Annotated in this window: 29 protein-coding genes; 7 read left to right on the top strand and 22 right to left on the bottom strand. The window is 65.4% G+C overall.

What is annotated here, in order from left to right:
* Positions 1–21 precede the first annotated feature (21 nt).
* The 7 genes from J2T21_RS05390 to J2T21_RS05360 all read right to left on the bottom strand — a co-directional run bounded on the left by J2T21_RS05390 (position 22) and on the right by J2T21_RS05360 (position 6,366).
* Complete coding sequence (locus J2T21_RS05390; protein WP_307579247.1) at positions 22–1,221, bottom strand: hypothetical protein; 1,200 nt, start codon at positions 1,219–1,221, stop codon at positions 22–24.
* Positions 1,222–1,366: 145 nt separating this feature from the next.
* Positions 1,367–2,314, bottom strand: a complete 948-nt coding sequence (locus J2T21_RS05385; RefSeq protein WP_307579245.1) for a hypothetical protein — start codon at positions 2,312–2,314, stop codon at positions 1,367–1,369.
* Between the two features lie 38 nt (positions 2,315–2,352).
* Positions 2,353–3,168 (bottom strand): ABC transporter permease, encoded by an 816-nt coding sequence (locus J2T21_RS05380; protein ID WP_307579243.1) that lies wholly within the window; start codon positions 3,166–3,168, stop codon positions 2,353–2,355.
* Complete coding sequence (locus J2T21_RS05375) at positions 3,158–4,123, bottom strand: ABC transporter ATP-binding protein (protein WP_307579241.1); 966 nt, start codon at positions 4,121–4,123, stop codon at positions 3,158–3,160. The genes J2T21_RS05380 and J2T21_RS05375 overlap by 11 nt, the downstream gene beginning before the upstream one ends.
* Before the next feature lie 5 nt (positions 4,124–4,128).
* Positions 4,129–5,373 carry a LolA family protein gene (locus J2T21_RS05370; protein ID WP_307579239.1) on the bottom strand — a complete coding sequence of 415 codons (1,245 nt, stop codon included), beginning with the start codon at positions 5,371–5,373 and terminating at the stop codon, positions 4,129–4,131.
* 160 nt (positions 5,374–5,533) lie between these two features.
* Positions 5,534–6,019 (bottom strand): SRPBCC family protein, encoded by a 486-nt coding sequence (locus J2T21_RS05365; RefSeq protein WP_307579237.1) that lies wholly within the window; start codon positions 6,017–6,019, stop codon positions 5,534–5,536.
* Entirely contained in the window at positions 6,016–6,366 is a 351-nt protein-coding gene (locus tag J2T21_RS05360) for an ArsR/SmtB family transcription factor (protein WP_307579235.1), read from the bottom strand. Before J2T21_RS05360 ends, J2T21_RS05365 begins: the two co-directional genes overlap by 4 nt.
* A gap of 261 nt (positions 6,367–6,627) precedes the next feature.
* On the opposite strand from J2T21_RS05360, the gene J2T21_RS05355 reads away from it, so the two are divergent.
* Positions 6,628–6,876: a hypothetical protein gene (locus J2T21_RS05355; protein WP_307579232.1), complete on the top strand. Its 249-nt coding sequence runs from the start codon at positions 6,628–6,630 to the stop codon at positions 6,874–6,876.
* Positions 6,877–6,949: 73 nt separating this feature from the next.
* Here J2T21_RS05355 and ltrA read toward each other — a convergent pair whose 3' ends face one another.
* Positions 6,950–8,371: a group II intron reverse transcriptase/maturase gene (gene ltrA, locus J2T21_RS05350; protein WP_307579231.1), complete on the bottom strand. Its 1,422-nt coding sequence runs from the start codon at positions 8,369–8,371 to the stop codon at positions 6,950–6,952.
* A gap of 472 nt (positions 8,372–8,843) precedes the next feature.
* Positions 8,844–9,941 carry a pyridoxal-phosphate-dependent aminotransferase family protein gene (locus tag J2T21_RS05345; protein WP_307579230.1) on the bottom strand — a complete coding sequence of 366 codons (1,098 nt, stop codon included), beginning with the start codon at positions 9,939–9,941 and terminating at the stop codon, positions 8,844–8,846.
* Between the two features lie 340 nt (positions 9,942–10,281).
* Between J2T21_RS05345 and J2T21_RS05340 the strand changes: the two genes are divergently transcribed.
* Positions 10,282–10,827 (top strand): YceI family protein, encoded by a 546-nt coding sequence (locus tag J2T21_RS05340; RefSeq protein ID WP_307579228.1) that lies wholly within the window; start codon positions 10,282–10,284, stop codon positions 10,825–10,827.
* A gap of 103 nt (positions 10,828–10,930) precedes the next feature.
* Here the strand turns inward: J2T21_RS05340 and J2T21_RS05335 are convergent, their stop codons facing one another.
* Positions 10,931–11,518, bottom strand: a complete 588-nt coding sequence (locus J2T21_RS05335) for a dihydrofolate reductase family protein (RefSeq protein WP_307579226.1) — start codon at positions 11,516–11,518, stop codon at positions 10,931–10,933.
* A gap of 282 nt (positions 11,519–11,800) precedes the next feature.
* Between J2T21_RS05335 and J2T21_RS05330 the strand changes: the two genes are divergently transcribed.
* Positions 11,801–12,697, top strand: coding sequence for a hypothetical protein (locus J2T21_RS05330; protein ID WP_307579225.1), 897 nt, complete (start codon positions 11,801–11,803; stop codon positions 12,695–12,697).
* A gap of 377 nt (positions 12,698–13,074) precedes the next feature.
* Here J2T21_RS05330 and J2T21_RS05325 read toward each other — a convergent pair whose 3' ends face one another.
* Both J2T21_RS05325 and J2T21_RS05320 read right to left on the bottom strand, forming a co-directional pair.
* Positions 13,075–14,118 (bottom strand): LLM class flavin-dependent oxidoreductase, encoded by a 1,044-nt coding sequence (locus tag J2T21_RS05325; protein WP_307579223.1) that lies wholly within the window; start codon positions 14,116–14,118, stop codon positions 13,075–13,077.
* A 39-nt stretch (positions 14,119–14,157) separates the two neighbouring features.
* Positions 14,158–14,829, bottom strand: a complete 672-nt coding sequence (locus tag J2T21_RS05320) for an NADPH-dependent F420 reductase (RefSeq protein ID WP_307579221.1) — start codon at positions 14,827–14,829, stop codon at positions 14,158–14,160.
* 92 nt (positions 14,830–14,921) lie between these two features.
* Here J2T21_RS05320 and J2T21_RS05315 point away from each other — a divergent pair, with 92 nt between their 5' ends.
* Positions 14,922–15,437, top strand: coding sequence for a MarR family winged helix-turn-helix transcriptional regulator (locus J2T21_RS05315; RefSeq protein ID WP_307579219.1), 516 nt, complete (start codon positions 14,922–14,924; stop codon positions 15,435–15,437).
* 86 nt (positions 15,438–15,523) lie between these two features.
* Complete coding sequence (locus J2T21_RS05310; RefSeq protein ID WP_307579217.1) at positions 15,524–15,961, top strand: acyl-CoA thioesterase; 438 nt, start codon at positions 15,524–15,526, stop codon at positions 15,959–15,961.
* 18 nt (positions 15,962–15,979) lie between these two features.
* Here J2T21_RS05310 and J2T21_RS05305 read toward each other — a convergent pair whose 3' ends face one another.
* A complete protein-coding gene (locus tag J2T21_RS05305; protein WP_307579215.1) occupies positions 15,980–16,180 on the bottom strand; it encodes a DUF6186 family protein in 201 nt (66 codons plus the stop codon).
* Positions 16,177–16,818, bottom strand: a complete 642-nt coding sequence (locus J2T21_RS05300) for a hypothetical protein (RefSeq protein ID WP_307579212.1) — start codon at positions 16,816–16,818, stop codon at positions 16,177–16,179. The genes J2T21_RS05305 and J2T21_RS05300 overlap by 4 nt, the downstream gene beginning before the upstream one ends.
* Before the next feature lie 144 nt (positions 16,819–16,962).
* Here J2T21_RS05300 and J2T21_RS05295 point away from each other — a divergent pair, with 144 nt between their 5' ends.
* On the top strand, positions 16,963–17,448 hold the full coding sequence (locus tag J2T21_RS05295) for a septum formation family protein (protein ID WP_307579210.1): 486 nt from the start codon (positions 16,963–16,965) through the stop codon (positions 17,446–17,448).
* A gap of 6 nt (positions 17,449–17,454) precedes the next feature.
* Here J2T21_RS05295 and J2T21_RS05290 read toward each other — a convergent pair whose 3' ends face one another.
* The 6 genes from J2T21_RS05290 to rlmN all read right to left on the bottom strand — a co-directional run bounded on the left by J2T21_RS05290 (position 17,455) and on the right by rlmN (position 22,610).
* Complete coding sequence (locus J2T21_RS05290; RefSeq protein ID WP_307579208.1) at positions 17,455–17,865, bottom strand: DUF2695 domain-containing protein; 411 nt, start codon at positions 17,863–17,865, stop codon at positions 17,455–17,457.
* A gap of 141 nt (positions 17,866–18,006) precedes the next feature.
* A complete protein-coding gene (locus J2T21_RS05285; protein ID WP_307579206.1) occupies positions 18,007–19,212 on the bottom strand; it encodes a pyridoxal phosphate-dependent aminotransferase in 1,206 nt (401 codons plus the stop codon).
* A gap of 127 nt (positions 19,213–19,339) precedes the next feature.
* Positions 19,340–19,705, bottom strand: coding sequence for a thioredoxin (trxA, locus tag J2T21_RS05280; protein WP_307579204.1), 366 nt, complete (start codon positions 19,703–19,705; stop codon positions 19,340–19,342).
* Positions 19,706–20,059: 354 nt separating this feature from the next.
* Positions 20,060–20,875 (bottom strand): oxygenase MpaB family protein, encoded by an 816-nt coding sequence (locus J2T21_RS05275; protein ID WP_307579203.1) that lies wholly within the window; start codon positions 20,873–20,875, stop codon positions 20,060–20,062.
* 8 nt (positions 20,876–20,883) lie between these two features.
* Positions 20,884–21,351 (bottom strand): carboxymuconolactone decarboxylase family protein, encoded by a 468-nt coding sequence (locus tag J2T21_RS05270; protein WP_307579201.1) that lies wholly within the window; start codon positions 21,349–21,351, stop codon positions 20,884–20,886.
* Between the two features lie 53 nt (positions 21,352–21,404).
* Positions 21,405–22,610 (bottom strand): 23S rRNA (adenine(2503)-C(2))-methyltransferase RlmN, encoded by a 1,206-nt coding sequence (rlmN, locus tag J2T21_RS05265; RefSeq protein ID WP_071214510.1) that lies wholly within the window; start codon positions 22,608–22,610, stop codon positions 21,405–21,407.
* Between the two features lie 332 nt (positions 22,611–22,942).
* Here rlmN and J2T21_RS05260 point away from each other — a divergent pair, with 332 nt between their 5' ends.
* Complete coding sequence (locus J2T21_RS05260) at positions 22,943–23,509, top strand: MarR family winged helix-turn-helix transcriptional regulator (RefSeq protein ID WP_307579199.1); 567 nt, start codon at positions 22,943–22,945, stop codon at positions 23,507–23,509.
* Here J2T21_RS05260 and J2T21_RS05255 read toward each other — a convergent pair.
* Complete coding sequence (locus tag J2T21_RS05255; RefSeq protein ID WP_307579197.1) at positions 23,506–24,978, bottom strand: SDR family oxidoreductase; 1,473 nt, start codon at positions 24,976–24,978, stop codon at positions 23,506–23,508. The two genes, J2T21_RS05260 and J2T21_RS05255, sit on opposite strands and share 4 nt — an antisense overlap.
* Positions 24,975–25,787, bottom strand: coding sequence for a TspO/MBR family protein (locus J2T21_RS05250; protein ID WP_307579195.1), 813 nt, complete (start codon positions 25,785–25,787; stop codon positions 24,975–24,977). The genes J2T21_RS05255 and J2T21_RS05250 overlap by 4 nt, the downstream gene beginning before the upstream one ends.
* Between the last annotated feature and the right edge of the window lie 117 nt (positions 25,788–25,904).

The following is a 25,904-nucleotide window of genomic DNA, read 5'->3' as shown; positions in this document are numbered from 1 at the left end:
CGGTTGGGTTGTCCGGTGTCGTCAGCGGACCACGCGCTCGAATCCGGCACTGCCGGCACCGGTCCACCGGTACAGCTCCAGGGATGCGGCTTCCTGCTTGTGCCCGTTGGAATAGTCGTCGAAGTCCCGCGCGACGTAGAAGTAGCCGTGGCCGACCGGCTCGATGCCGACATCCGCCTTGAACTCCCAGCCAAAGATGCCGGTGGACTCATCGGGGATGCCGGCCTGGACCAACGACAGCAGCAGCCCGCTCTCATTGCCCGGCTGTCCGTGGAGCGTCCCTTCGGTCGGGGTTGCGGTGCCGTCCACGACGTACAGGGTGCGGTTGGGGTAGCCGGGCTTGGACCCGCGATAGACCCCGAGATACCAGTTCTTGCTGGCCTCGTCGTAGGCGAGGTTCTGGACACCGAAGTTGGTGTTTCCGGTATGCACGAAAAACTTGCCGTCCACCTCGGCCGGTCCCGAGGAATGCGGATCCTGCTGGGTCAGCGGTCGTTCGAACTTGCCCCAGCGGGAGACGTCGTACTGCAGAATGACCTGGTGGTTGTTGTCCTCGCGCTGGTTGTTCCGGTAGATCCCGTAGGCGACCGTCAGTTGTTGCTTGCCCTTGGCGGCACCGAAGCCCGGCCCGAAGGAAACCCCGTCGATGCCGCTGGAACCATAGCGGTGGTCGGCGGTGTTGGCGGTGTCTCCGTCAAAAATCCCGTTGCCGTCCAGGTCCGCCGTGAAGTCATCGACGACTTCCTCCAGATAGACGGCGGTGACGATGCCCGAACTCTCCGCGTCCATGCCAATCTCGGTGATCTTCTCGACGTCGAAGATTGCCATGTAGAAGGACTCGGCGGCCTTGTACTCGAGCGAACCGTAGACGCGGCCGTCCTGGGTGTTGAAGTCAAGGTCGCCGAGGTGGCCGGTGAAACCCCCGACGGTTCCCACGACGTTGCCATCCAGATCGGTCTTCACAAGCATGTTGGTGAACGAGTGGTAGACGAAGCCGCCCTTTTCATCGATGGCGATGCCCTGGATATGCCCGGCGTCCCAGGAGCCGGAGTCGATGGTCGTCGGGTACCGGTCGATGGCCTTTTCCGGTGCCGCGTGCACGGGCGGTCCTTGTGGTTCGGGGGTGCCGGCGGCCAGCGCCGTACCCGGGGCGGCAGCTCCGGCGAGCAGGCAAATAGCCAGGCAGAGTACGGCGGTGATGGGCATGGGTTTTTGCGGCATGTCGTGGCTGTCCTTCGGTTCGTGGAGCAAGTGTGGCCAGGGCGCCCCAACACCCATGTGTTTCCCACCCTGACGCACCAGGCCCAACGCTTCCCCAGCGTGGCGTTAACCGGCGGCAAACTTCAGGCGTCCGTCCCGAAGTGGTTCAGCCCGCGGCCCAGGAATCCGTTTCCACCCCGGCCCAGCGCAGCACCCGCAGGGCGCGCAGGGTGTTCCAGCGGCTCGGTTCGCCCTCGGGCGCATCGACCTCCAGGTAGACACGCCCGGGCCAGGCGACCCCGGCGGCCCAGCGCCCGTCCGCCCTGCGCCGGGACACCAGCGCCTCGATGGCCGGTTCCAGCCGCGCGTCGAAGGTTCCGCCCGCGTCCCGGAAATAGTCCAGGGCGCGCAGCACGTCGTAGAACCAGTACGGCGGGAAGGAGAAGTTCAGGTAGCGCCCGTTGGCCACCTCCCCGGTGGAAAGCCTGCGGAAGAGCGAACGGGCCAGCAGGTATTCCTCGCCGCGGGTGCGGGCCCCGGCGAGCGCCGCCGGCACCTCGCCCACCGCGCGTTCGTGTTCGAGCAGTCCTTCCAGCACGCAGAGCGTGGTGTCGAAAGAGGAAACGGTGGAGGACGCGGGGGCTTCGCAATTCCAGCCGCCGTCGGGGAGCTGCTCGGCGAGCAGCCGGGCGGTGATGCGCTCGGAGCCCTCGCCGGTTTTCCCGAAGTAGGCGCCCTGGGAGAGCACGCCGCCGTTGATGCAGGGTTCTTCCTCGCCGTGGAAGAAGGGCAGGTTGTCCCAGTACTTCCAGATGACCGATTCATGCACCCTCTCCACCGCGGTGCGCACGCCGGGGTCTGCGGGGTCGGCACCGAGGCGGCGCAGCAGCGCGAGCGACCAAAACACGGAGCGGCGGTCCTGGTCCTCGCCGTATTCGTCGTTGTTCCAGTAGCCGCGTGCATCCTGCAGTGCCAGCAACTGTGCGCCGTGCCCCTCGAGTGCGACACGGGCCCGTTCCCGGGCCACTTCGGGCTCGGGCCTGTCCAACAGGTCGCGCATGACCTGCCAGCGGAGCGAGGGATCGGAGTCGAGCAGCCAGGTAGCGATGTCCATTCCCCCATTCTTGCGTGCAGGAGGCCCGGGCACCAGTGTCAGGAGAGCACGTCCTTGCTGGCGAACCTGCCGTAGGCCAGGGCACCGAAGACCAGCAGGTATCCGCCCTGCAGCAGTGCGTTCTGCCCAAATTCCCTCCAGCGGATCGGGTCCCGCAGCAGGTCGGCGAAGCCGAGCCAGTGGTGGGTGAACAACCACGGATGCAACCAGTCAAGCTGCGGCAGCTGGCCCAGGATCTGCGCGGCCACGGCGAGCACCGCGATGGCGGCCATGGCGCCGACGGGCACATCGGTCAGCGTGGAGATGAACAGGCCCACGGCGGCCAGGCCGATCAACGACACCGCCACATACAGCGCGATCAAGCCCACGCGCAGCAGCGCCGCCTGCGCGGAGATGGTGGTTCCGGAGAGCAGCGTCACCGGCCCCACGGGAAAGAGCAAGGATCCGATGCCCAGCCCGCACAGGGCGACCATGACGGTGGCCGAGAGGCAGAAGAGCGCCGCGACGGCGAACTTGACCAGCAGCAGGCGCGAGCGCGAGACCGGCGCGGTGAGCAGGTAGCGCAGCGTTCCGCTCCCGGCCTCCCCGGCGATGGTGTCCCCGGCAACCACGGCCACGGTCAGCGGCAGGAAAAGCGGGATGCACACCAGCAGCCCGGTGATGGCGACGAACAATCCGTTCCCGGCCACCCGGTCCAGGAATGCAGGCCCGCGCCCGGTGGGCGGTCCCGAGGTCAGGCGCACCGCGACGGCGATGAGCACCGGCACCGCACCCAGGGCCAGCAGCATCGCCCAGGTGCGGCGACGCCGATACAGCAAGATGACTTCGTTGGCCAGCAATCCCCTATTGGACAAGGTCGAATCCCTCCCCGGTCAGCGCCACGAATCGTTCCTCCAGGCTCGCCGGCTGGACCGTGAATCCACGCACGCGCACCCCGGCAGCCACGAGCCCCTCGACCAGGTGCTCGGGTTCCGGGGCCTCCGGGCCCAGGACCGCCCCCACGATCCCGTCCTCCCCGCCGGGCACCGGCTCGACGTGCGGGTCCAGGCCCAGCCGGGCCAGCACCGCCATGGCCACGCCCGGGTCCGGCGTCACCACCTTCACCCCGCGGCTGCCCTGGGCACGCAACTGCTCCAGGGTTCCCTGGGCCACGAGGTTCCCCACGCTCATCACCGCCACGTGGCTGCAGATCTGTTCGATCTCGGAGAGCAGGTGGCTGGAGACGAACACCGTGGTCCCCTCCGTGGCCAGAGCGCTGATCAGGTGCCTGACCTCGCGGGTTCCCTGCGGGTCCAGGCCGTTGGTCGGCTCGTCGAGCACCAGCAGCTCGCGTTCGCGCAGCAACGCATTGGCGATCCCCAGCCGTTGCTTCATGCCCAGCGAGTAGGCGTGCACCGGAAGCTTCGCTGCCTTGCCCAGCCCGACCTTTTCCAGTGCCGCATCCACGCGGCGGGGCCGGGTGGGGCGGTCGGCGGTGGAATCGGCGCAATCGAGGCGGGTGAGGTTGGCCCTTCCGCTGAGGAAAAGGTGGAAGGCCGGGCCCTCGACCAGGGAACCCACCCTCGGCAGCACCTCGCCTGCCGCGGCGGGCATGGGTTGGGAGAGCAGGGACATGGTTCCGCTGCTGGGGGTCACCAGACCCAACAGCATGCGGATGGTGGTGGTCTTGCCGGAGCCGTTGGGTCCCAAAAACCCGAAGACCGAGCCGCGCGGCACGGCCAAATCGAGGTTGTTGACCGCGCGGCGTTTCCCGAAGCTCTTGCCCAGCCCCGCGGTCTGGATGGCGAGGTCGCCGGCGGTATCCGGCACCCCGGTCACTGTCCGTTGGCGACGGCCTGCAGCCGGGCCAGCGAGACCGGGCCAAGGAGCATGCGCCCGTCATCGGTGAGCAGGACATTGAGCAGCGAGGTGTGCAGCAGCTTGCCGCCCTCCACCGGGGTTGCCAGCTGGTTCAGCATGGCGTTCCCGGCCAACTCCTTGGGGACGTCCTTGGCCGGGACCACCACCACGGTGTCCCAACCGGTGCCCCTGGTGGAATCGGGGCGCTGCATCGCTTTCTTGTGTCCGGGCTTGGCGGCATCGAGTCGGTGCCCCGGTTGCTTGCCCGGCTTGGCGTTGCCGGGCTTGTGGCCCAACTTGTTGCCGGGATCGGCGGCATGGGGATTGTGTCCGGATTTGTCCTTCAGTGCCTGCGGCGGGATCTTGTGTTCGTTCACCTTCGCCCCCGCCGGAGGGATGAACTCAAAGAGGTTGGCCGCGGGAGTGCCCGGGGTGAAGGTCGTGAATCCCACGGATACCGCGGGGTTCGTTTGGCCCACGGCGTCCACCACGACCTGTAGCGGTGCCCCGGTGGCCGCATCGACCCCGATGCTCGCCTTCGCAACCAGGGAGTCTACGCTGCGCGGGACCAATTCGAGGGTGTAGGCATCGCGGTTGGCAATCCGGGGCCCGGCAGCCACGCTCATGTCGGTGTTTGGCCCCATGGCTTCCAGGAGCTTGTCTGCCACGGCTCCGGGTGTCGGCGGCACCGACGAATGCTTCGAGGCGGCCTTCCAGGGGAACCCGGGAACCACGATGTGGTCCGCGGTGTTGCTGGAGAAGTCGTAATGCCACAGAGAGGAACCGTTGCGGATGAAATTCTGTTCATCCATGCCGTCAAGCACCTGGATCCGTGCCTTGTCGGGTCCATCGACGTAGACCTGGGCCTCGTGGGTGCCGGAGAGTGCCGCGAGCACGTCCATCAGGTGCGCTTCGGGAGGAGTCGTGGTTGAATCGGGCGAGGCGGAAGCACCGGGGCCAGGGCTCGTGCCCGGGGTCGCCATCGTGCCGTTGCTTCCCGGATCCGGAAGCTGCGGGAGCCCGAGGTCCAAGGTTGCGCTCGTGCTTCCGGAGAAGTCGGTGACCTTGGAGCCGGCGATCATCTGCAAGACCTGCTGCGGCGTCTTGGGCTCGAGCTGCACCTGCGCGTCGGCAGAGATCGAGGCACCGATGGCGAAGGCCGCAATGACTGCGGGCGCCAGCACGGCAGGTATCCATTTCTTGAGCACAGCGGGTTTCATGATCTGCGATCCGGTTGAAGCGGCCTGGTATCTCCACGGTACGCCGCGGCCGCGGGCTTGGCGATGGCCCACGGCCTGCTTCTACCTGCCGGCAAACGGTATCCTGGCCCGGAAGCGGGCGGGGCTTCTTGTTGCCGGCCCCGCCCGCCCGCGGGATCGTCTATGCGGCGAGCAAAGCGTCGATCTGTCCCATGGCCAGGCCCATGCCTTCCTCCATGCCCATCTTGACCATTTCTTCGAGCTGCTCGGCGCTCTCGAACGAAGAAACCGTGGTCATCCTGGTGGTCCCGCCGTTTTGCTCAAGGGTCACCACGCAGCGGGTGCTACCGAGGAATCCACTGGGCTCCCCGTCGTCCCCGGCGAATCCGTCCTCGAATTCAAAGCCCCTGGGGCCATCCAGCGCGATGATCTTCCACCAGCCACGCGCCTTCTCCCCGTCGGGCCCGGTCATGTAGTACCGGGATTCCCCGCCGACAGCCATCTCGTGGCGCACGAACGTGGCCGGCCAGGTGGGAGGGCCCCACCAACGTTCGAGTTGGCGCGGGTCCTCCCAGATTTGCCAGACCCGATCGATGTCGGCGGGAAATTCCGCGACAAATGTCAGGGTGAGGTTCTCTGTGTCCTTGTGGGTGCTGATGACACTCATGGTTCCGTTCCTTCGGGTTGGTTGGAGAGTATCTCCCCAATGCGGTTTGCCCGCTCGCGCCAGATGTCTTCGTAGGCTTCCAGCAGCCGCGCTGCACGGCGCAGTGATTCGGGATTTGCCTGCACGATTTGCTCCCGCCCGCGTCGTTGCTTGGTAACCAGCGAGGCCCGCTCGAGCACGGCCACGTGCTTTTGTACGGCCGCGAAGCTCATCACATAGCGCTTCGCCAGTTCGGAGACCGATTGTTCCCGGAGCATTGCCTGCTTGATGATGTCGCGCCGGGTTGCATCCGCCATGGCTTGGAAGATGCGGTCGATCTCGGTTTCGTCCAGTTCATGTACAACCATTTGGTTGTAGATTACTCCGCCCGAATGCCTGACGCAATAGATTCTTGGCACATTCCGAAATTCCCCGGCCGCCCGCCACCGAGGTCCCGAAAGGCCGGATCAAGGCCGGGATCGACCGTGCGCGCCACCAGCGCGCCGCTCCCCCGCCTGCCGCCACCGGGCAGGTCCACTTCCCCAAAATGTCGGAGGCCCCTGATCTAATGAAAATACGGCCGTTCCGTCATAGCACTACCGCCTTGGGGGCAGGGAAAGGCAGGGGAAATGTCTGACCAATACGAAATCGTTGAGGACTACAAGCCGTCATGGAGGCCGATGCACACGGCAACCTGCGCCGAGAGGGAATTGATGTTGCGTGAGCTTCGGATCCTGGGCAGCATCGACCCGGGCGAAGAGCTCAACACCGTCAACCGGATCCTTCGGCACCCGTATCAGTCGCTGGATTCGATCCGTTGGTCCGATGCCAACAAGGTGATCGAGCATTGCCAGCGAGTGCGTCGCCGGCGCTTCTGAATCGAGTAGGTGGGAGGGTTTGCCTCCCACCTCTCACACCACCGTACGTGCGGACCTCGCATACGGCGGTTCGCTAGGTCGTTTGAAACCTGTCCCAACTCTGGCGAAACAACACCAAGCCTTGATCCGCCCAATAAGCATTGGGCAGCGCCCGAGTAAGAATCGGAGATCCCGCAATACGCCAGTACGCACGACTTGCCATGCCCCATTGATACGCCAAATCATGGCGTATCCCGAGCCTACGCAAGTTCGCGACCCGCGTATGCGTTCTTTTCCATTCCTTCCACCGGATCTGCCGCATCCGACGTCTAAACCACTTATCCAGCTCGGAGAACTTCTTCGGCGTCTCAGACAGCCGAAAATAACCCATCCAACCCCGCACATAGCGGTTCAATTGTTCGATGCGGTACCCCATGGACACACTCCACTTCCGCGAGGTCAGAACTCGGATGCGGTCCTTCATGCGTTTGAACGCCTTCGGAGCAATCCTGACCTTGACCCCGCCCTTGACGAAGTAGAACCCGAAACCCAGCAATGTTGCAACCTTCGCTGGATTGATCGTGGACTTCTGCCGGTTCACCCGAAGCGACAGGCGCCCCTCAAGCACTTTCGTGGCTTGATCAAGCACCCGGACCGCGGCCCTCTCCGATTTCAAGAACAACCGGATATCGTCGGCATACCGCACGAAACGGTGCCCCCGACGCCAGAACTCCTGATCGAAATCGTCAAGCATGACGTTAGAAAGCAACGGTGACAAGGGAGAACCCTGAGGTGTTCCCTCCACCGCTTCCCGCCGAACACCATCGGCCATGATCCCTGCCTCAAGATAACGGCGAACCAACTTCAAGACCTTCTTGTCTTCCACTTTCCGCGCAACCCTGGCCATCAGCATGTCGTGGTTCACCCGATCAAAGAACGCATCAAGGTCAACCTCGACCACCCACCGATACCCTTGGGAGATCACCGTTTGGGCGACCTTCACCGCATCGTGGGCGCTTTTGCCCGGCCGGAACCCGTAGGACACCGGCACGAACCCCGGCTCGAAAACCGGGGAAAGGACTTGCGCGAGTGCTTGCTGGATCAAGCGATCCAGCACGGACGGCACCCCCAACATCCGTTGACCGCCGTCAGGTTTCGGAATCATCACCTGACGCACCGGCAACGGTGCATACGTGCCAGCGTCCAACGCTTCGCGGGTCTCCGCCCAGTGCTCGGACAGCCAACCACGAAGTTCCTCCGTGCCCAACCCGTCAACACCGGCAGCACCCTTGTTGCGCTCAACGCGTTTCAACGCGACCGACAGGTTCGCTTGGGAAAAGACACGTTCCCACAATTCCTGTCGATCCCTGACGTCATCCCCGATATCCGCCGGAATCCCACTACTACGCACAGACAGGGGCCCTCCCGGATTCACCGGTACCTCCAACAAACCATCTGCTCCGCTCTCCACGGATTTACTGCGATGCCAATGAGTCACGAGTAATATCGCTTCCAATCATCAATTCCCAGCGTTCGGCCCTTCCCCACCACCAACAAGATTCCGGTGGGTACTATGGCGTCTGCTGACTTCTGCCCCATCAGCCACGACCCTTAAGGCCGAACCGCTTCACCCCAACCGCTGGTGACGCACCGGGACAGATCTCCCCAGATAAGAACATTTACTTTCCCCCTGCCGCCGCCGCATTTACACACTGGCCGTTTTGGTGGGACGGGCTTCACCGTCGTTTGCCGGCTTACCCCAACCAGCATGCCTTCTATGCGGTTCGTGTCCCTCGGTGCAGGGTTTTGCCTCCGGCTTCCTTCCCACCCCACCTCGCGGTGACGCAGTTGCCATTGGCTAGAAGTTAAACCACCTTCTCCTTCAGAGGACTTTCACCTCCAAGCAAATGCCCATGCTGGGCGTACAAAGCAAACTGCCCGCCCCCGGAATGGGGACGGGCAGTAAGCACGCAACGGTGAATCGGTTGTTAGACCTTGGCGATGGCTTCCTTCAGTGCAGCAAGAATCAGCGCGACCGAAGCCGGGTTGGCGTTCGGGCCCATGAGCCCGATGCGCCATACGGTGCTGGCGTACTTGCCCACGCCGCCGCCGATCTCGATGTTGAATCGTTCCAGCAGGTAGCTACGGACCTTGGCCGAGTCCACCCCCTCCGGGACATACACGGTGGTCAGCTGCGGAAGGCGGTGGCCTTCGGCGGCGAAGAGCGTCAGGCCCATCTCCTCAAGCCCGTCCTGCAATGCCTGGCCGGCGGCCTGGTGGCGGGCGGTGACCGCTTCAATGCCTTCGGCCAGGATCCGGTCGATGCCGGCCTCAAGCGAGGCCACCATGCCCACCGGCGCGGTGTGGTGGTAGGTGCGCCCGCCGCCGGCACCTCCGGTCGTGTATCCGCCGAGCAAGCCAAGGTCCAGGTACCAGGACTGCGGCCTCTGCACGCGGCGCTCGAACGCGCGCTCGGAAATGGTGAACGGGGCCAGACCCGGGGCCACCCCGATGCACTTCTGTGTTCCGGCGTAGGCGACATCCACGCCCCATTCGTCCACCTTCACCGGCATCCCGCCGATCGAGGTGACGGCATCCATGATCAACAGGGCATCGCCCTTGATGGCGCCAAGCGCTGCAATGTCGGAGATGACGCCGGTGCTGGTCTCCGCGTGCACGGCGGCAATGACCGTCGGATTCGGGTGTGCATCGGCGACACGCTGGGCGTCGACCGGGGTGCCGTACTCGTGGTCCACGCGGACCACTTCTGCGCCGGCGCGCGAAGCGACCTCGCACATGCGCTCGCCAAACAGGCCGTTGACGGCGATGACCGCAACGTCGCCGGCCTTCACGGTGTTCACGAACGAGGCCTCCATGCCGGCCGATCCGGTGGCACTCAGGGGCAGGGTGCGGGAATTCTCGGTTCCCCACAGGGTGCGCAACCCGTCGCAGGTGCGGTCCATGCGGGCAATGAATGCCGGATCCAGGTGGCCCAGCAGCGGCAGGCCAAGCGCCGCGGTGGCTTCCGGGTAGGGGTTGCACGGGCCCGGCCCGAAAAGGTGGCGAACTGGAACGATCTGGGTCATTTGATCTCTCTCTTCTCACTGCAATCGCTGGATACCTCGAAGCCAGCCTATGCCGGAAGACCCCCGCCCGGGCGCATGTGAAGCCGTGGGCCAACGAAACCAATGCCCCCGACCAGGCAATCGGGAAGACTCCTTCACAAGCCTGCCTCCGACGTGTGCACTGGATGTTCATCGCGCATCAACCAGGCGTTCCCCGGGCCGCAGCAGGGGTGCGAAAGATTAAGGAATGTTTCACCACCCAAAAGAAATGGTTGACACGTCAATCATCTTGTGGCATATTTATATGCATACACATGCAATCCGGTCAGTTGCACCGGCTTCCGACAGAAGGAATTTCCCCATGAGCTTTGAAATCATCCCCGGCACCTGGAACCTCGACACCTCGCACACCGAGGTTGGCTTCACGGTCCGCCACGCAGGCATCTCCAAGGTCCGCGGCGCATTCACCGACGTCACCGGCACCCTGACCGTGGGCGATTCGATCGCTTCCTCCAAGGTCGAAGCAATCGTCAAGACCGAGTCCTTCGACTCGAACGACAACAACCGCGACGCCCACGTCAAGGGCGCGGACTTCTTCAACGTTGAGCAGTTTCCGGAAATGACCTTCGTGTCCACCGGCGTTGCAGGCTCCCCGGAAGAGTTCGAGCTGCAGGGCGAACTGACCATCAAGGAAACCACCAAGCCGGTCAGTTTCAAGGTCGAGTTCGGCGGCGTGGCCGTTGACCCGTTCGGTGCCACCCGCGCCGGATTCTCCGCCACCACGCAGATCTCCCGCAAGGAATTCGGCATCACCTGGAACGCCGCCCTCGAGGCCGGCGGCGTGTTGGTTGGCGACAAGGTCACCATCAACATCGATTCCGCATTCGTGCTCGCTTCGCAGAACTAATACTTTTCTGCCTTCGTGTGGTGCCGTCCGCAGGTGCGGGCGGCACCACACGCATTTAACCTCCGCGTGCGGAAACGCCCTTGAGCACCGCATATCTCTTGCCCTACCAGTTAGCCGGGCGGTACACCGCAATGATGACACCGGTTGTGGTATCCAGCGTTTCAACCAGTTCGAGGTCGGTGGCCGGCAAACCCCGGTCAAAGAGGCCTCCGCCGTTCCCCAGGATCAGCGGATGGATCAGCAAGGTGTACTCGTCGACCAGTCCCTCGGCGATCAGGGAACGCAAGAGATTCCCGCTGCCCATCACCAGCAGGTCCGGGCCGTCCTGGCCCTTCAGCTCCGCGACGCCGGCCGCGGCATCGGGCGGCAGGAGCACGGAGTTCGCCCAGGGCAACGGCTCGGCCAGCGTCCGGGAAGCGACATGCTTGGTCATGTTGTTCAACACCATGGTGAAGGGGTTGTCGCCTTGCCGTGGCCAGTACGAGGCGAAATCCTCGAAGGTGCGACGCCCCAGAACCAGTTCGGCGCCCACTCCCATGCCGCGGGCCAAGAACCCCGACATGACCTCGTCGTTGTACCTCATGGCCCAACCCCCGCGGGTGAACCCGCCGCGGGTGTCCTCGTCGGGACGCCCCGGCGCTTGCATGACCCCGTCCAATGTCAGGTTGTTCAACACCGCCAGCTTGCGCATGACCGGCACCTTCCTTCGTCGATTCCCGGTGCGGACCGGTGCCGGTTTCCCGGACAGACGACGGTGAACCAGGGGTCGCGGGCATCCCGGAATCCGAGGCTACACCCACGGCGGCCAAAGGAACACGACCGGGAAACCACGGCACGGACTTGCGCCGGAGTCGGTGGCGGTGCAACGGACGGACATAACTTTTCGGCTCCTGACCTCCACTTGCGCCCGCAGGGTGTTGTACGTTGGGATCAGTCATGCGTTTAACGAGAAGGTCCGGCTGTGGAGGCACCAATGGGTTCATGGAACAAGATGCCCCCGGACCACTCTGACCATCGGCACACGGAGAACGACCTGGATCTGTACGACGCCAAGATCGTGACCAAGGTGTCCGGGCGGACCGCGCTCACCCGCAAGCGCCTGGCCAATGGCCGCGAGACCAGGGCCTTCCTTGACGCGGCGCTGGACCTCACCACGGAATTGTTCACGCCCGGCCTGTCCGAGCAGCTTCTGGACACCGACGAGGAAGACACGCGCCCGGTGATGTCGTACCTCTCGCGCCGCAAGGTCCTGGCCAAGGCACGAAGCAACTGCGGCGAGAACTTCCCGCTGAGCGAAAACATGATGCGCCACCGCTGGAGCTCGCACGGGGATTTCCTGGCGGATTTCATCTCCTACGCGCTGGCGGACAAGCACTGGAGCCTGCAGGTGGCACTCTCGCAACATGCCAAGGACTTGCTCACCAGCGACGACGACTTTTCCCGCGCCGTGCACCGGGTGGCCTACGAGGACCTCAAGCTGATCATGGAACTTCCGGCCTACCGTTTCCAGTTGTTGGCGGTGGCCACGGCCCGGTCCGACTCCGCGTCCGCAGTGGCCCTGAACCGCATGTACAAGAATCTCTCGCAAGTGTGGATGACCCTCTACACCCAGGTCTTTGAGCACTACGGATTCAGGTTCAGGCCCGGGATTGGCATGCGGGAGTTCAACATCCTGCTGCAGGCCATGGCCGAGGGCCTGGGCCTTCGGCTGCTTTCCGAAGTGGACGAGCCGGTGCTCGACCACGAGACGAAGACATCCCTGCTGGGCACCGCGGCGCTGGCACTTTTCATGGCACTCGTGGATCCCGGCGACGGCCTGTCCCTGGAACGGGCTGCCGAACTCGGGATACATCAGCGGCGCTCAACCTGACCCTCGGGGTGTGGTTCCCCGGCGTCAGGGAACGCTGGTGAAGATTCATGGGGGCGGGAGCCGGCCACCCCCAAGTGGCCAGGCGCTCCCGCCCCGGCTGTGCCATTGACGCATGCGCCGCAACACAGGTGGTTCCTGATCCAGCGGGCATCCGCTACTCTCCCGAGAGGACACCCCAAGCCGAATGCCACGACGGGTTCGACCTCCCCCCCCGGATCCGAACGCACGGTCGGTGGAATGCCATGCCCCATGAATGGGAACCACAACCTCCATCCAAGCAAAGAGCCGGCCGGGGTTCTACACGCGTCTGGGCCAACCCACGCGGGGGCACCCAGCCGGGTCCCGTGGCGGGACGTGGCCGCGTTGCCGCACGTCCGCTACTTCTGCGCCAGCAGGCGCGCCACGCGTGGCTTGACCTCGGTGGCCAGCAGCGTGATCGATTCCAGCAGGAGTTCCTGCGGGATGCCGCCCAGGTCCATCTGCAGGAAGTGGCGCATGTGGCCCAGGTGTCCGTGCAGGTGGGCGATGCGCTCGGCGACCTCGTCCGGGGAGCCGACGTAGTAGGCGCCCGGGGCGTCGGCCTGCGCCAGGTAGGCCCGCTTGTCCGGTGCCGGCCAGCCGCGCAGCTGCCCCATTTCCACGTTGAGGTTGTGCCAGCCCGGGTAGAAGCGCTCCAGCGCTTCCTTCTTGGTCGGAGCCACGAAGCCCAGCGCTCCGACAGAGACCTTCAGGGATTCCGGTGCATGGCCCGCGGCGGCGCCGGAGCGCCGGTAGAGCTCGGTCAGCGGGGCGAAGCGGTGCGGGGCGCCGCCGATGATGCCGTAGGAGACGGGCAAGCCCAGCTGGCCGGCGCGGGCCGAGGAGCTGGCGTTGCCGCCGGTGGCCAGCCAGATCGGCAGCTTGCCGGAGGCGGGGCGCGGCACCACGGCCAGGTTGTCTAGCGCGGAGCGCACGGTTCCGGACCAGGTGACGTTCTCGCTGGTCGCATTGTTGATGGTCATGAGCAGGTCGAGTTTTTCGGCGTAGAGCTCGTCGTATTCCTCCAGGCTGTGCCCGAAGAGCGGGAAGGTTTCCACGGAGGAGCCGCGCCCGGCGGTGATTTCCACCCGGCCGCCGCCGGAAATTGCGTCGGCGATGGAGAATTGCTGGAAGATGCGCACCGGGTCGTCGGTGCCGATGATGCTCGCGGCACTGCCCAGGGTGATCTGCCCGGTGGCTGCCGCCGCTGCGGCGATCATGGCGCCAGGTGAGGAGGCGGGCATCGTGGCGGTGTGGTACTCGCCGACCCCGAAATAGTCCAGGCCCTGCGCGTCGGCGTGTTTGATGGCCTCAAAGAGGTTCGCGATGGCCTCGGTCGTGGAACGCAGGGATCCGTCGGGATTGCGTTGGGTGTCGCCAAAGCTGTAGGCGCCGATTTCCATGTGGGTTCGATTCTTTCGTTGAAGGTTTCGGTGAGCGTGTCAGGCGGCGACGAGGCTGGTGTGCAGCTTCACCGACAGTTCATCGGCATTGAAGCGGCCGTTGAAGACATCCGTGCCCGGTTCGAAGGCCCTGCCGGAGGCAAGGTTCCCGGCGTCCACGGCGTCGAAGCCGAGCGCGTCGATGAAGGCGGCAACCTGTTCCGTGGCTGCCGCGTCGTTTGAGGCAATCGCCAGGGCGCGGCGGTCGGCGGCGCCGGGCGCCGCGGAGTCTGGTTCCATCTCGTGGTAGCCGATGTGGTTGAAGGACTTCACGACCCGCGAGGCCGACAAATGTGCCGCGACGACCTCGGAGGAGGAACGGTCGTCGGCCTCGAAGTCGGCAATGTCCCCGTCGGTGACAGACCAGTAGTTCATGGCGTCAACCACGACCCGGCCAGCGAGCGCGTCGGCGTTGACGGACTTGTACTTGTGCAGCGGAACGGCCACGACCACCAGGTCGGAGCCGGAAGCCTCGGCCGCATCGACGGCCTCGGCCCCCGGGGTCACGATCTCGATGATCAAGGCGTTCTCGGCCGCCGGCTTGGAGGTGGCAATCTTCACGCGGTACCCGGCGGCAACCGCCAGGCGTGCGATGGCCGTTCCCACGCGCCCCGCACCCAGAATGCCAATGGTTCCGCGGGAGGCGGTGTGCGCTTGTGCGCCGATGTCCATGTGCCCTACTCTCCGAAATATATGCTGTTACGCAGACTATATTCTGAACAGATCATCTGTGCAACTCCACATATTCGGGTATGATGGGTGCCATGGCCACCACCGCGCACGCACCCCTTTCACTGGACAAGCCCTTGCCGGGATTCATCCCGGGCGACCTCGCGTGGCACCTCGGCATGATCCTGCGTGGCCACCAAACCCACTTTGCGCAGGCCGTGGAGGAAATGCCCTGCTCGGTGCGCGGATACCAAATGCTCTCCACCGTCGTCCACCACGATCCGGCCAACCAGCAGGCCCTGGGCGCGCACCTGGGCATCGACCGCACGGTGCTGACCTACCTCATCGACGACCTGGTCGAGGCCGGGCTCGTCGAACGCGTGCCCGCGCCCACGGACCGCCGGGCCCGGAAAATCGTTGCCACCGAGCAGGGAACAGAGCTGCTGACCCGGCTCGAATCACGTGTCGCCGCCGCCGAGCAGACCCTGCTTGCCGAACTCGATGCCGCGGAGAGCGCGCAGCTCGCGGGCCTGGTTTCCAAGCTCTCCATGGCCATCCATCGCGCGCAGCCGGGCGCGAATCCCTGCGAGGCCATGGACCACCTCGGGTAGTCCGCCCTGTGCACAGCCGGGTGCCACACGCATGGCACCGGTCACGATGAACGTTCCACAAGGCACCAACGCCATAGACTCGTTCCATGAACGCAGGCGACATTACATTCCACACCCGCAAATGGGTCCGTCCCGAAGACCTCAACGCCAATGGCACGCTCTTCGGAGGCAGCCTGCTGCGCTGGATCGACGAGGAAGCGGCGATCTACGCCATCGTCCAGCTGGGCAACGGCTTCGCCGTCACCAAATACATGTCCGAGATCAACTTTGTCTCCTCCGCCCAGCAGGGCGACCTCATCGAGATGGGCCTGACCGCCACCCACTTCGGGCGCACCTCGCTGACCATGCGTGCCGAGGTCCGCAACATGATCACCCGCCAGTCCATCCTGACCATCGAGAAGATCGTGTTCGTGAACATGGGCCCGGACGGAACCCCCACACCGCACGGCTACTCGGAGATCACCTATGACCGCGACCGCATCCCCGGCGAGCACCTGAAGATCAAGCAGCCCGACGAAAGCTAGCCGTCACTGGCGGGGGCGCTATCCGTCCATCAGGAAGTGCCAGCCGAACCACCAGCAGAACAGCACCAGCGTCAGCCGGGCGGCCCGGTTCTCCCACAGCATCCCCGTGATTTCCGAGAGCGGAACCCAGATATCGGGCCACCGACGCGGCAGCAGGAAGAGCACAAGCCCCAGCACCAGAACGAGCAGGTAGCCGGTGATCGCGACGTCGCGGGTCATGGCTCGCCCACCGTTTCCTTGCCGCGGCGCGCACGCAGCACCAGCGCACAGGCACCCAGCCAGGTCACCGTCGCCAGCCAGCGGGTGAACGGCTGCTGGAAGGCCGGCTCCACCAGGTCGGTCAGTGGCGGATACGTGCTGGCCCCCTGCGGGTGGTAGTGGTCGCTGAAGAACATTCCCAGCTCCCAGGCGCACAGATACAGGACGAGAAGCGACCAGGCCAGAAAGGTCCGCCGCACCGCATTCCGGTGCACATGGTCCGACCTCGACCGGCGGGCCGGCTGCCGCCACGCCAGCAAGACCATCAACGCACCCAGTGCCAGCAGCGCGATCGCCAGCCCGTTGCCCAGTGGCAACATGGCCAAGGCCGTGCCCAGCAACACCACGGCCACCCAAAGCCATGGACCGGTCGCCGTCAACGCCGGCCACTGCCGCAGCCCGGACCGTTCGGACTGCTTGGACCCCTGATGCTCCGAGATGAAGATGATGGCCGCGAGCGCCAGATAGGTGGCCCCGTCGACGGGCGCGCCGCGACCCAGGTGAAAGCCCCCGGCCAGGACGAGGACGGCCAACGAACCGGTGGTGAGCCGGCTTTGCACGGCGGAGCCAACCCTTCCGGCCCGCGAATCCTGTGCCATGGTCACAGTCCACCACTGGACTCCGGCAACAAACAGGGACTTAAGGCCGGGGGCGCTCGCGACACGCATGGGCAACTGCCAGCCCGCATGCAGTCGACGGTTACGATGATCCCAACCATCACCCACCTGCAGCGGGAAGCAGCAATGATTCGATCAACGAAGACGGCCATTCTTTTCATTGCCGGCACCCTCGCGCTCAGTGGCTGTGCATGGCTGGGAGCGAGCGAGGCCCCGCGCGACGACACCGGGGCCATCGACAAGAAAACCAACGCCGACGCCTTCTCCATCCGCGTCGGCGACTGCATCAACGATCCGGGCGAAGGCAACATCGACCGCGTCCCGGTGGTCCCCTGCGCGGAACCGCACGAACTCGAGGTCTTCCACGAATTCAGCATCCAGACTGCAGACTATCCCGAGACGCAGGAGGCCATGGACGAACTGACGTTTGAGCAGTGCGACCCCTCATTCAGGACCTTTGTAGGGCGCTCGTATGAGGACTCCCGCCTGGACTACACCTCGATGCAACCCACCAAAAGCAGCTGGGCCGACGGCGACAGGCTCGTGCACTGCCTGGTCACGGACCCCGAAAGCCCCAAGATCACGGGCTCCCTGGCCGGCGCCAACCAATAATCCCGGCTAGGACGCCTTCGTTGCCTGCCGGAAGACTCCCCCGCCCCACTGGACCCCGTTGCGCATGAGCCAGAGTTCGCATGGCTTGATCGTTCCCAGCCGGACCTTGTGGCACTGCGGAACGTAGGTGTCGTCAACGCTTCCGTCTTCCGCGTGAGGCCAAAGCTCGTCGTTGATCCGGAACACGTTGACCAGGACCTCACAGTCGCAGTAGCCGCCGAGCGCCGGAAATTTCCGCTCCATCGCCGTGGCCCGGGGCGCCCGCAGGTCCCGGTACGTGGTGCACCATTTCAGCCCGTTGCACCCATGGTCGAGCATGCGATGGAGGTAGCAGGCCAGGCATTCGTAGCGTGGCGGCAGCAGCCTCTTGACGACCTTGAGTGCGTCCTCAAGTTCCGTGACTGTGTATTGCTCCATGGTGGACTCCTTGGATCTGTGGAGTCTTCAGCATGGGCATTGGATGTTGCCGCACGGACCGCATGCACCCCTGCTGTGCACAAGTGGAACCGCAGGGACGCAAGCAGGCTGTGCGGAGAAGCGGCACTTCGCCGCAACAAGTCAGGCGTTGGCCTGGAACCGCACGATGCGCTCAATGGCCGCGGTGGCCGCCTCGTACCCGGCGGCGAAGCTCAGGCGCACGTGGCTGTTCCCGTTGACCCGGTCAAAGTCATTGCCCGGAACGATCGCAACGCCCTCGACTTCGAGCAACGCGGTGCAATACGCTGCAGCATTTGCGTGGGATCCAAGCTTGTCGCCCAGATCCGCGTACAGGTAGAAGGCCCCGTCGGCCGGTGCGCATTCGCCCCATCCCAAGCGCCCGATCGATTCCAGGACTGCGACGCGGGTCCGCGCGAATTCGGCCACCCGGGCCTCGGCCTCGGCGTAGGAGGCTTCGGTGAAGGCCTCCAGTGCGGCGTATTGGGCCGGCGCCGGAGGGCAGAGCGCGACATTGCCGGCCAGGGCGTCAACGGTGGGCAGCATGTCGTCGGGCACCAGCGCCCAGCCCAGACGCCAACCGGTCATGCCCCAGTACTTGGAAAAGCTCGAAATCACGACGGTGTCGGTGTCCATTTCCCAGGCACTGACCGAGCGGCGGGCCTCGGCGCCCGGCTCCGGGTAGTCGATGCCGTGGTAGATCTCGTCGCTGATCAACCGGACCCCGCGCTCCTTGCACCAACCGGTGAGGGCAGCCAACTCGTCCCCGGAAACCATGGTGCCCGTCGGGTTTGCTGGAGAGGCCAGCATCAGGCCATCGAGTTGCCCGTGCTGCTGCCAGGCCGCTTCAAGCAGCTCCACGGTGGGCTGGTAGCGGGATTCCTGCCCGGCATCGAGCTCGATGACATCGATGCCCAGCGTGCGCAGGATATTGGCGTAGGCGGGGTAGCCGGGACGCGCCAACGCGACCTTGTCCCCGGCGTTGAAGGCGGAAAGGAACATCAGCAGGAAAGCGCCGGAACTGCCGGTGGTGACCGCGACGTTGTCCGCCGAAACGTCGATGTCGTACCAACGCCTATAGTGTTTGGCGATGGCTTCGCGCAGCTCCCGGATACCCAGGGCCGGGGTGTAGGTCATCGGCGTGCCAGCGGAATGGATCATGGCGGCCCGTTGCGAAACGGCGCTCGGCGCGCCATCGCCCGGCTCCCCGGCGCACAGGGAAATGACGTCCCGGCCTTCGGCCCGCAACTGGGCTACCCGATCCAGGATATTCATGACCTTAAACGCCGGAACCTTGGCCCGGTCGGCGACCTTCAAACTGCGCTGCAATCTTCCTCCAGTGAACGTGTGCCTTCTTGCACTCCCCCAAGGGTGTCACAAGCGACGCAGGGAAAGACCGAAGGCCCCACCCGCAGCACCTGCGGGTGGGGCCTTCGAATCTTGGACGCGCCGGTGTTTACACCTGCGATTCGGCTGCTACATCCTTCTTGACCGCTTCCATGTCCAGTCCCTGGACCTGGCCGATCAGGTCTTCAAGGGCCTCAGCGGGCAGTGCGCCGGGCTGGGAAAACACGAGGATCCCGTCGCGGAACGCCATTAGCGTGGGGATGGAGGTGATGTTTGCGGCTGCCGCCAGCTGCTGCTCGGCTTCGGTGTCGATCTTGCCGAAGGTGATGTCGGGGTACTTCTCGCTGGCCGCTTCGAAGACCGGGGCGAAGTTGCGGCACGGACCGCACCACGCGGCCCAGAAGTCCACCAAGACCGTACCGCTGCCGGAGATGGTGGATTCAAAGTTTGCTGCGGTGAGTTCTGCGGAAGCCATGCGTGCTTCTTCCCTTCGAGAGGTTGCGTTTGTCGCGGATAAATTGGTGTACCGCAAATGGCACAACCATACCCACAGGGGTATTATTCCTAGGAGTTCGTAGAAGCTTATTTCCCAAGGAGACACCACATGTGCAAGAAGATCACCTGCGTAGCCTGCGCAAAGCCGACCTGGGAAGGCTGCGGCGAGCACATCGAGGACGCACTCGGTGATGTGGCTTTGGCGGATCGCTGCACCTGCAAGTAACAAAAGCCATCCGCGAAAGGCCCGGCGCGTGCCGGGCCTTTCGCATTCTGCGCTACCGAGCTGGACTATCCCTGCGTTGAACGACAAGTGGTCATGCCCGTTCCCGGCTCACCTGTCAAGACGGCTGAGGTAGTAGTGCATGGGAAAGTGCCTGAAGACCCGCGGCAGGATGCGCATCGAAGCCCTCGCGCAGCGCAGCACCAGCTCCATTCGGCGTTGGTGCCGGGGCTCGAACTCGAATCCGTACATGGTGCGCACCGGCTCGGGCAGAAGGCCGATGGTCATCAGTCGAACCAGCGGCATCGCCGCACGGATCCACCAGGGAGCGCTCCTGGCCGCCAGCAGTTCATGGGCAACGGCGTGTACCGGCTGGTCAACGCCCAACTGCCCAAGCGTCTCGTTCCAGTACTCGGCGAAATCTGCCCGCGTGGCCGGCCACAGGTGTGCGGGCATGCCCAGCTCGGTCCCCAGCTGCGCATACTCGCGGTACAGCGCCTCGGCCGTATCATCGTCAAGCGGAGGGAAGACCGCGTGCTGGATCTGCATCGCGGAGTCGTAGAGCGTGGCGGCAACCCACAACTGGAGTTTCGGATCACGGGCCGAATAGGCAGGGTGCGATCCATCCTTCGCAGCAGGGGCCTTGACCGGGGCGTGCGCAGCGTGCACGATCTCCCGCACCCTGGCCCGTTGCGCGTCTGTTCCGTTGCTCAGTGCGTAGATATAGGTCAGCGTGCCGTTGAGGCGGCCGAGCGGGTTGGCAGCGAAGTTCGAGTGCCTGGCCACGCCGTGGCCGACACCTGGCATCGCCAGCTGCATGAGGATGGCCCGCCCGCCACCGAGCAGGTAGACACATTCGGGGGCAAAGCGCGAGAGCACCGACTCGGGGCGCGCTGGTGCACCCTGCGTTCCGGTCGCGCTCGCCATTGGCCCTGCTACTTCTTGCTCGGGCGCACCGGGTGCTGGGACAGGATGGAGACGCGGTTGAAGGCATTCATGGCGATCGCGGCCCACTGGATCGCGGAGAACTGCGCGTCGTCCAGCACCAGCCGGGATGCGGCGAGCTCGGCAATCCGGGTCTCGGAATCAGGCAGCTCGGTGGTTGCCTCGGCGACCGAGAGCGCTGCAGATTCGAGGTCATCGAAGAGCGAGGTCTCGCGCCAGGTGGCGAGCACCGCGAGGCGCTGGGTGGTCTCGCCCGCCTCAAGGGCCATTCGCGAGTGCATGTCCAGGCAGAACGAGCACCCGTTGATCTGGGAGATGCGCACATTGAGCAGCTCGATGAGCCTGGTGCCCAGCCCGGCGGCATCCGCGGCTTCCTTGACCTTGAGCGAGAGCCCGTTCAGGGCCTTCCAGCTTGCGGTGTCGGACTTGTCCAGGAAGAACGGTGCTGCCAACGACATCTAAAAACTCATCTCATCAATGGCGCATCGCGCCCCAACGTGGTGGTTACAGCCTATTCAGCCGCGGCGAGCTGCCCGCAGGCCCCGTCGATTTCCTTGCCGCGGGTGTCGCGCAGCGTGGTGGGCACGCCGGCGGACTCGAGGCGGTCGATGAACTCGGCGGTGACATCGGGCTCCGAGGAGGTCCAGACCGAACCCGGGGTCGGGTTCAGCGGGATCGGGTTCACGTGCACCCAGCCGCGGCCACGGGCGTTGAGCTTGCGGGCCAGCAGGTCCGCGCGCCAGCCGTGGTCGTTCATGTCCTTGATCAGCGCGTATTCGATGGAGACGCGGCGTCCGGTCTTCACGTAGTAGGCGAATGCTGCATCGAGTGCCTCGTCGACCTTCCACTTCGAGTTCACCGGGATCATTTCGTCGCGCAGCTCGTCGTCCGGGGCGTGCAGCGACAGGGCGAAGGTGACAGGGACGCCCTCTTCGGCAAGCTTCTTGATGGCCGGAACCAGGCCCACGGTGGAGACCGTGATGCCGCGGGCGCTCATGCCCAGGCCCTCGGGGGCCTCGGCGACCATGCGGTGCACGGCGTTCATGACGCGCTTGTAGTTGGCCAGGGGCTCGCCCATGCCCATGAAAACGATGTTGCCCACGCGCTCTTCGGGGTGTTTCTGTCCACCCAGACCGCCCTCGGCGATGACGCGGTTGGCCTGGACGATCTGGTCCAGGATCTCCGCGGTGGACATGTTGCGGGTCAGGCCCGCCTGGCCGGTGGCGCAGAACGGGCAGTTCATGCCGCAGCCGCACTGGCTGGAGATGCACAGGGTGATGCGGTTGCTGTAGCGCATCAGCACCGACTCGACCAGCGAGCCGTCAAAGAGGCGCCAGAGGAACTTGATGGTGCGGCCGTCGTCGGTGGCCAGTCGCTTGACCTCGGTGAGCAGCTTGGGGAACATGACGTCGGCGATCTCGGCGCGGCGGTCCTTGGGAAGGTCGCTCATCAGCTCGGGATCGGTGGTGTAGTGCTGGAAGTAGTGCACCGAGAGCTGCTTGGCGCGGAATCCCGGCAGACCCAGCTCCTTGAGCTTCTCCGCACGCTCGGCCAGGGTGAGGTCGGCCAGGTGCACCGGAGGCTGGCTGACGCGGGCCTTGGCGGTGAACTGGAGCTGCGGGCGGCCGTCCTCGCCCATGGCCTGCTTCCATCCCTCGGCGGTGGGGCGCACCTGGGCGCGGCCCTCGGCCTTGGCCCGGGATTCGGAGATGCGCATTTGCTGGGCGCCCTGCGCCGCGGCCTGGGCAGCACGGCGTGCCGCGGCGTCCTCTGCGGCGGGCGCAGTAGTGGCAGACTCGGTCACTGGGGTTTTTTCGGGGGAAGTCATCGTTTCCATTCTCCCATGTATGTCCAGGATGTGGGCGGTGAGATTGGGCACCACCCCTCGCACGGGTGCGTTTGGGGGCCCAGACAGGGGCCCAACGCGGGTTCGCACTGCGGCGGGCGCGCGGTTGCGGAACCCGGGCGATACCGGCCGCGGCCTGACCGGGTCGTATCATGGGGACGTCGAACCTATCGGCACGCGCAAGGGAAGGAAAGTGGAATCCGGTGGACCGCGAGGAACTTCCCACGATCTTCAACCTTGCCTCGAGCGACCCGCGCAGCGAGTTGATCGACAGGTCGCAGCTCAGCGCGGAAACGCTGCAGCAGATCGACCGGATCATGGCCGAAATGGGTCGGCTGCGGGCGGTGGAGCGCAAGATCTCCCGCGCCTCGCAAAGCTACATGAACCTGAACGAGACCGACATGCGGGCCATCAGGTTCCTGATCTCGGCCAAGCACACCGAGACCGCAGTGACCCCGGGCATGCTTGCCAAGCACCTGGGCATCACCACCGCCTCGGTGACCAAGATGGTTGACCGGCTGGAGAAGGCGGGCCACGTGGTGCGCGCGGCACATCCCACCGACCGCCGGTCCCTGCGCATCACCGTGACCCCCGAGACGCACCTTGCCGCCCGCCAGCAGGTCGGTCGACACCACGCCGCGCGCTTCGGCGCGGCAGCACGGCTGAGCCCCGCCGAACGCGAGGTGGTCATCCGGTTCCTCGCCGAAACGGCCATGGACCTCGAGGACAGCATCGGCTCGGTCGGCGAGCGCAACCCCTCCGAAGGCTAGGCTTCCTCCGTGGCCTCGAGCCCCTCGGCGGCGGTGGTGATGCGACGGGCCATGGAGGAAAAGATCACCCCGTGGAAGGGCAGGATCGCCAGCCAGTAGAGTCGGCCCGCCAAGCCCTCGGGGAAGAACACCGCACGCTGCCGGTAGTGGCTTCCCGATTCGGTCGGTTCCACCGAGAGCTCCAGCCAGGCCCGTCCGGGGACCCGCATTTCCGCCCGCAGGCGCAGCAGGCGATCGGGCACCAGCTCCTCCACGCGCCACCAGTCCACCGCGTCCCCCAACGCCAGGGACGTGCGATTGCGCCGCCCGCGGCGCAGGCCCACTCCCCCGGCGAGCTTGTCCATCAATCCGCGCAGCGCCCAGGCGCCAGGCAGCGAGTAGTATCCGGTCTCCCCGCCGAGTGACGCGATGACCCGGAACAGCGCGGCGGGACTCGCGCTGGTTTCCCGCTCCCGGACATCGGTGAAGACTGTGTGCCCGGCCCATTGCGGATCCGAGGGCAGCGGCTCGGCGGGAGCTTCCAGGGCGTGGGCGGTCGTCCACGTGGTTTCCACGGTGTCGTCGCGCATCTTGGCCAGCGCCAGCTCGACCGAGCGCCGGTATCCGGTCAGCCCCTCGGAGGGGCGGTCGATGACCGCATCGATGTCGCGGTTTCGCATCACGCAGTCGTGCTGCAGGGACTCGACCAGCGGAATGGCCAGCGAGCGCGGGATCGGGGTGACCAGGTTGACCCACTGGGCCGCCAGCCACGGGGTCAGCACCGGCAGCGCCAGGATGACCGGGCGGCGGATGCCCGCGGCATCGGCGTAGAGGCGCATCATGTCCCCATAGCTGTGTGCCTCCGGCCCGCCGATGTCGTAGGTGCCGGACACTTCCGGCGGCAGGCCCGCGCATGCGCCCAGGTAGTGCAGGGCGTCGCGCACGGCGATGGGCTGGACCCGGTTCAGCACCCAGCGCGGGGCCGGCATCACCGGAAGCACGTCGGTGAGGTGGCGGACCATCTCGAAGCTGGCGGACCCGGAGCCGATGATCAGCCCGGCCTGCAGCGTGATGGTGGGAATGCCGCTGGATTCCAGGATCCGCCCGACCTCGACCCGTGAGGCGAGGTGGCGACTCAGCTCGCCCTCGGGATGCAGTCCCGAGAGATAGACCAGACGCCCGATTCCTGCGGATTGGGCCGCTTCCACGATGGTGTGGGCGCAGCGTTCCTCGACGGGGGCAAAATTGCTGGTGCCGCCCATGGAGTGGACCAGGTAGTAGAGGACCTCGGCCCCCTCACACAGTTGGGCGGCTGCCTGCGGATCGGTGAGGTCCCCTTCCACGATCTGCACCCGCGTTCCCCAGGGAACGTCGCGCAGGGCGTTGCCGCGGCGGGTGAGCACCCGCACGCTATGGCCCTGTTCCAGCAGCAGCGGAACCAGTCGCCCGCCGATGTAGCCGGTGGCCCCGGTGACGGCGATGATGCTCATGCCGCCACCGCTGTCGCTGCGTTCCCGCGGCTCCTGCGCCTTGCGGCCGAAACGAGTGCGAAGAGCAGCAGGGCCCCGGCAGCGCAATAGGCGGCGGTCGCGACGGTGCCGGATTCCAGTCCACCGTCGCTGCGTCCCACTCCGATCCAGGCAATGCCCCACACCATGGCCAGGGCGGCCGCGATGCGGCCCCCGGAGAACGCGACCGTCAGGGCTCCGATGAGGGCGGCCACCACCACCAGGACGCAGGCCAGCGCCACGGTCCAGGTCGCCCCGGCACCCACGCCGAGGGAGGAGAGCCACGCGGCGATGTTCGCCACGGTGGCGACGCTGACCCAGCCCAGGTACGGACCGAAGGTCAAACCCATGATCCAGCGCTCGGCACGCCCCTCGATCCGCGGCCGCATCAGCACGAAGATGCCGGCCAACACGGCCAACAGAAACAGCATCACCACGACACTGGCGCCGAGCCAGCCCAGTTGCACCACGCCGATCCACAGCGCGTTGAGGACGGCCGAGCCGGCAGCCAGGGGGCGGATCCGACGCTGTGTGGCACTGCGGGCCGCCTCGGGCGTCAGCTGCCAGATCGCGTAGACGACGAGCCCGAGGTAGACCACGCTCCAGATCGAGAAGGCTCCGGTGCCCGGGGCCAGCAGTGTCGAGTCGGATCCGAGCCGACCGCCGGCGGCCTCGGCAATGGGCGTGCCGCCCAGCGCGCCGCTTCCGATGAAGGCCCCGGCGATGGCGGCGAACACTGCCGCTGCGCAGATGATCCGGCTCGAGATGGACGCCGGTGGTGTCGATTGCATGGGTTCGGTTTCCTTTGCCTCGGGGAAAAAATGCACTGAATCGAGCTGCCCTACTCGACAAACCCTATCTTGTTAACCCATGATGTATCTATCCAAGCTAGTAATCAACCATTCGAG

It is taken from the genome of Paeniglutamicibacter psychrophenolicus (assembly GCF_030812255.1).
In the GTDB taxonomy this organism is placed as follows: domain Bacteria; phylum Actinomycetota; class Actinomycetes; order Actinomycetales; family Micrococcaceae; genus Paeniglutamicibacter; species Paeniglutamicibacter psychrophenolicus_A.
Note: the sequence above shows the minus strand (reverse complement) of the source record. Positions and strands in the feature narration are given on the sequence as shown.

Excerpts from the sequence above, each read along its gene's own strand:
- J2T21_RS05390 (WP_307579247.1), bottom strand. The coding sequence starts at position 1,221 with ATGCCGCAAAAACCCATGCCCATCACCGCCGTACTCTGCCTGGCTATT.
- J2T21_RS05385 (WP_307579245.1), bottom strand. The coding sequence starts at position 2,314 with ATGGACATCGCTACCTGGCTGCTCGACTCCGATCCCTCGCTCCGCTGG.
- J2T21_RS05370 (WP_307579239.1), bottom strand. The coding sequence starts at position 5,373 with ATGAAACCCGCTGTGCTCAAGAAATGGATACCTGCCGTGCTGGCGCCC.
- J2T21_RS05365 (WP_307579237.1), bottom strand. The coding sequence starts at position 6,019 with ATGAGTGTCATCAGCACCCACAAGGACACAGAGAACCTCACCCTGACA.
- J2T21_RS05360 (WP_307579235.1), bottom strand. The coding sequence starts at position 6,366 with ATGGTTGTACATGAACTGGACGAAACCGAGATCGACCGCATCTTCCAA.
- J2T21_RS05355 (WP_307579232.1), top strand. The coding sequence starts at position 6,628 with ATGTCTGACCAATACGAAATCGTTGAGGACTACAAGCCGTCATGGAGG.
- J2T21_RS05345 (WP_307579230.1), bottom strand. The coding sequence starts at position 9,941 with ATGACCCAGATCGTTCCAGTTCGCCACCTTTTCGGGCCGGGCCCGTGC.
- J2T21_RS05340 (WP_307579228.1), top strand. The coding sequence starts at position 10,282 with ATGAGCTTTGAAATCATCCCCGGCACCTGGAACCTCGACACCTCGCAC.
- J2T21_RS05335 (WP_307579226.1), bottom strand. The coding sequence starts at position 11,518 with ATGCGCAAGCTGGCGGTGTTGAACAACCTGACATTGGACGGGGTCATG.
- J2T21_RS05330 (WP_307579225.1), top strand. The coding sequence starts at position 11,801 with ATGGGTTCATGGAACAAGATGCCCCCGGACCACTCTGACCATCGGCAC.
- J2T21_RS05325 (WP_307579223.1), bottom strand. The coding sequence starts at position 14,118 with ATGGAAATCGGCGCCTACAGCTTTGGCGACACCCAACGCAATCCCGAC.
- J2T21_RS05320 (WP_307579221.1), bottom strand. The coding sequence starts at position 14,829 with ATGGACATCGGCGCACAAGCGCACACCGCCTCCCGCGGAACCATTGGC.
- J2T21_RS05315 (WP_307579219.1), top strand. The coding sequence starts at position 14,922 with ATGGCCACCACCGCGCACGCACCCCTTTCACTGGACAAGCCCTTGCCG.
- J2T21_RS05310 (WP_307579217.1), top strand. The coding sequence starts at position 15,524 with ATGAACGCAGGCGACATTACATTCCACACCCGCAAATGGGTCCGTCCC.
- J2T21_RS05305 (WP_307579215.1), bottom strand. The coding sequence starts at position 16,180 with ATGACCCGCGACGTCGCGATCACCGGCTACCTGCTCGTTCTGGTGCTG.
- J2T21_RS05300 (WP_307579212.1), bottom strand. The coding sequence starts at position 16,818 with ATGGCACAGGATTCGCGGGCCGGAAGGGTTGGCTCCGCCGTGCAAAGC.
- J2T21_RS05295 (WP_307579210.1), top strand. The coding sequence starts at position 16,963 with ATGATTCGATCAACGAAGACGGCCATTCTTTTCATTGCCGGCACCCTC.
- J2T21_RS05290 (WP_307579208.1), bottom strand. The coding sequence starts at position 17,865 with ATGGAGCAATACACAGTCACGGAACTTGAGGACGCACTCAAGGTCGTC.
- trxA (WP_307579204.1), bottom strand. The coding sequence starts at position 19,705 with ATGGCTTCCGCAGAACTCACCGCAGCAAACTTTGAATCCACCATCTCC.
- J2T21_RS05275 (WP_307579203.1), bottom strand. The coding sequence starts at position 20,875 with ATGGCGAGCGCGACCGGAACGCAGGGTGCACCAGCGCGCCCCGAGTCG.
- J2T21_RS05270 (WP_307579201.1), bottom strand. The coding sequence starts at position 21,351 with ATGTCGTTGGCAGCACCGTTCTTCCTGGACAAGTCCGACACCGCAAGC.
- rlmN (WP_071214510.1), bottom strand. The coding sequence starts at position 22,610 with ATGCGCATCTCCGAATCCCGGGCCAAGGCCGAGGGCCGCGCCCAGGTG.
- J2T21_RS05255 (WP_307579197.1), bottom strand. The coding sequence starts at position 24,978 with ATGAGCATCATCGCCGTCACCGGGGCCACCGGCTACATCGGCGGGCGA.
- J2T21_RS05250 (WP_307579195.1), bottom strand. The coding sequence starts at position 25,787 with ATGCAATCGACACCACCGGCGTCCATCTCGAGCCGGATCATCTGCGCA.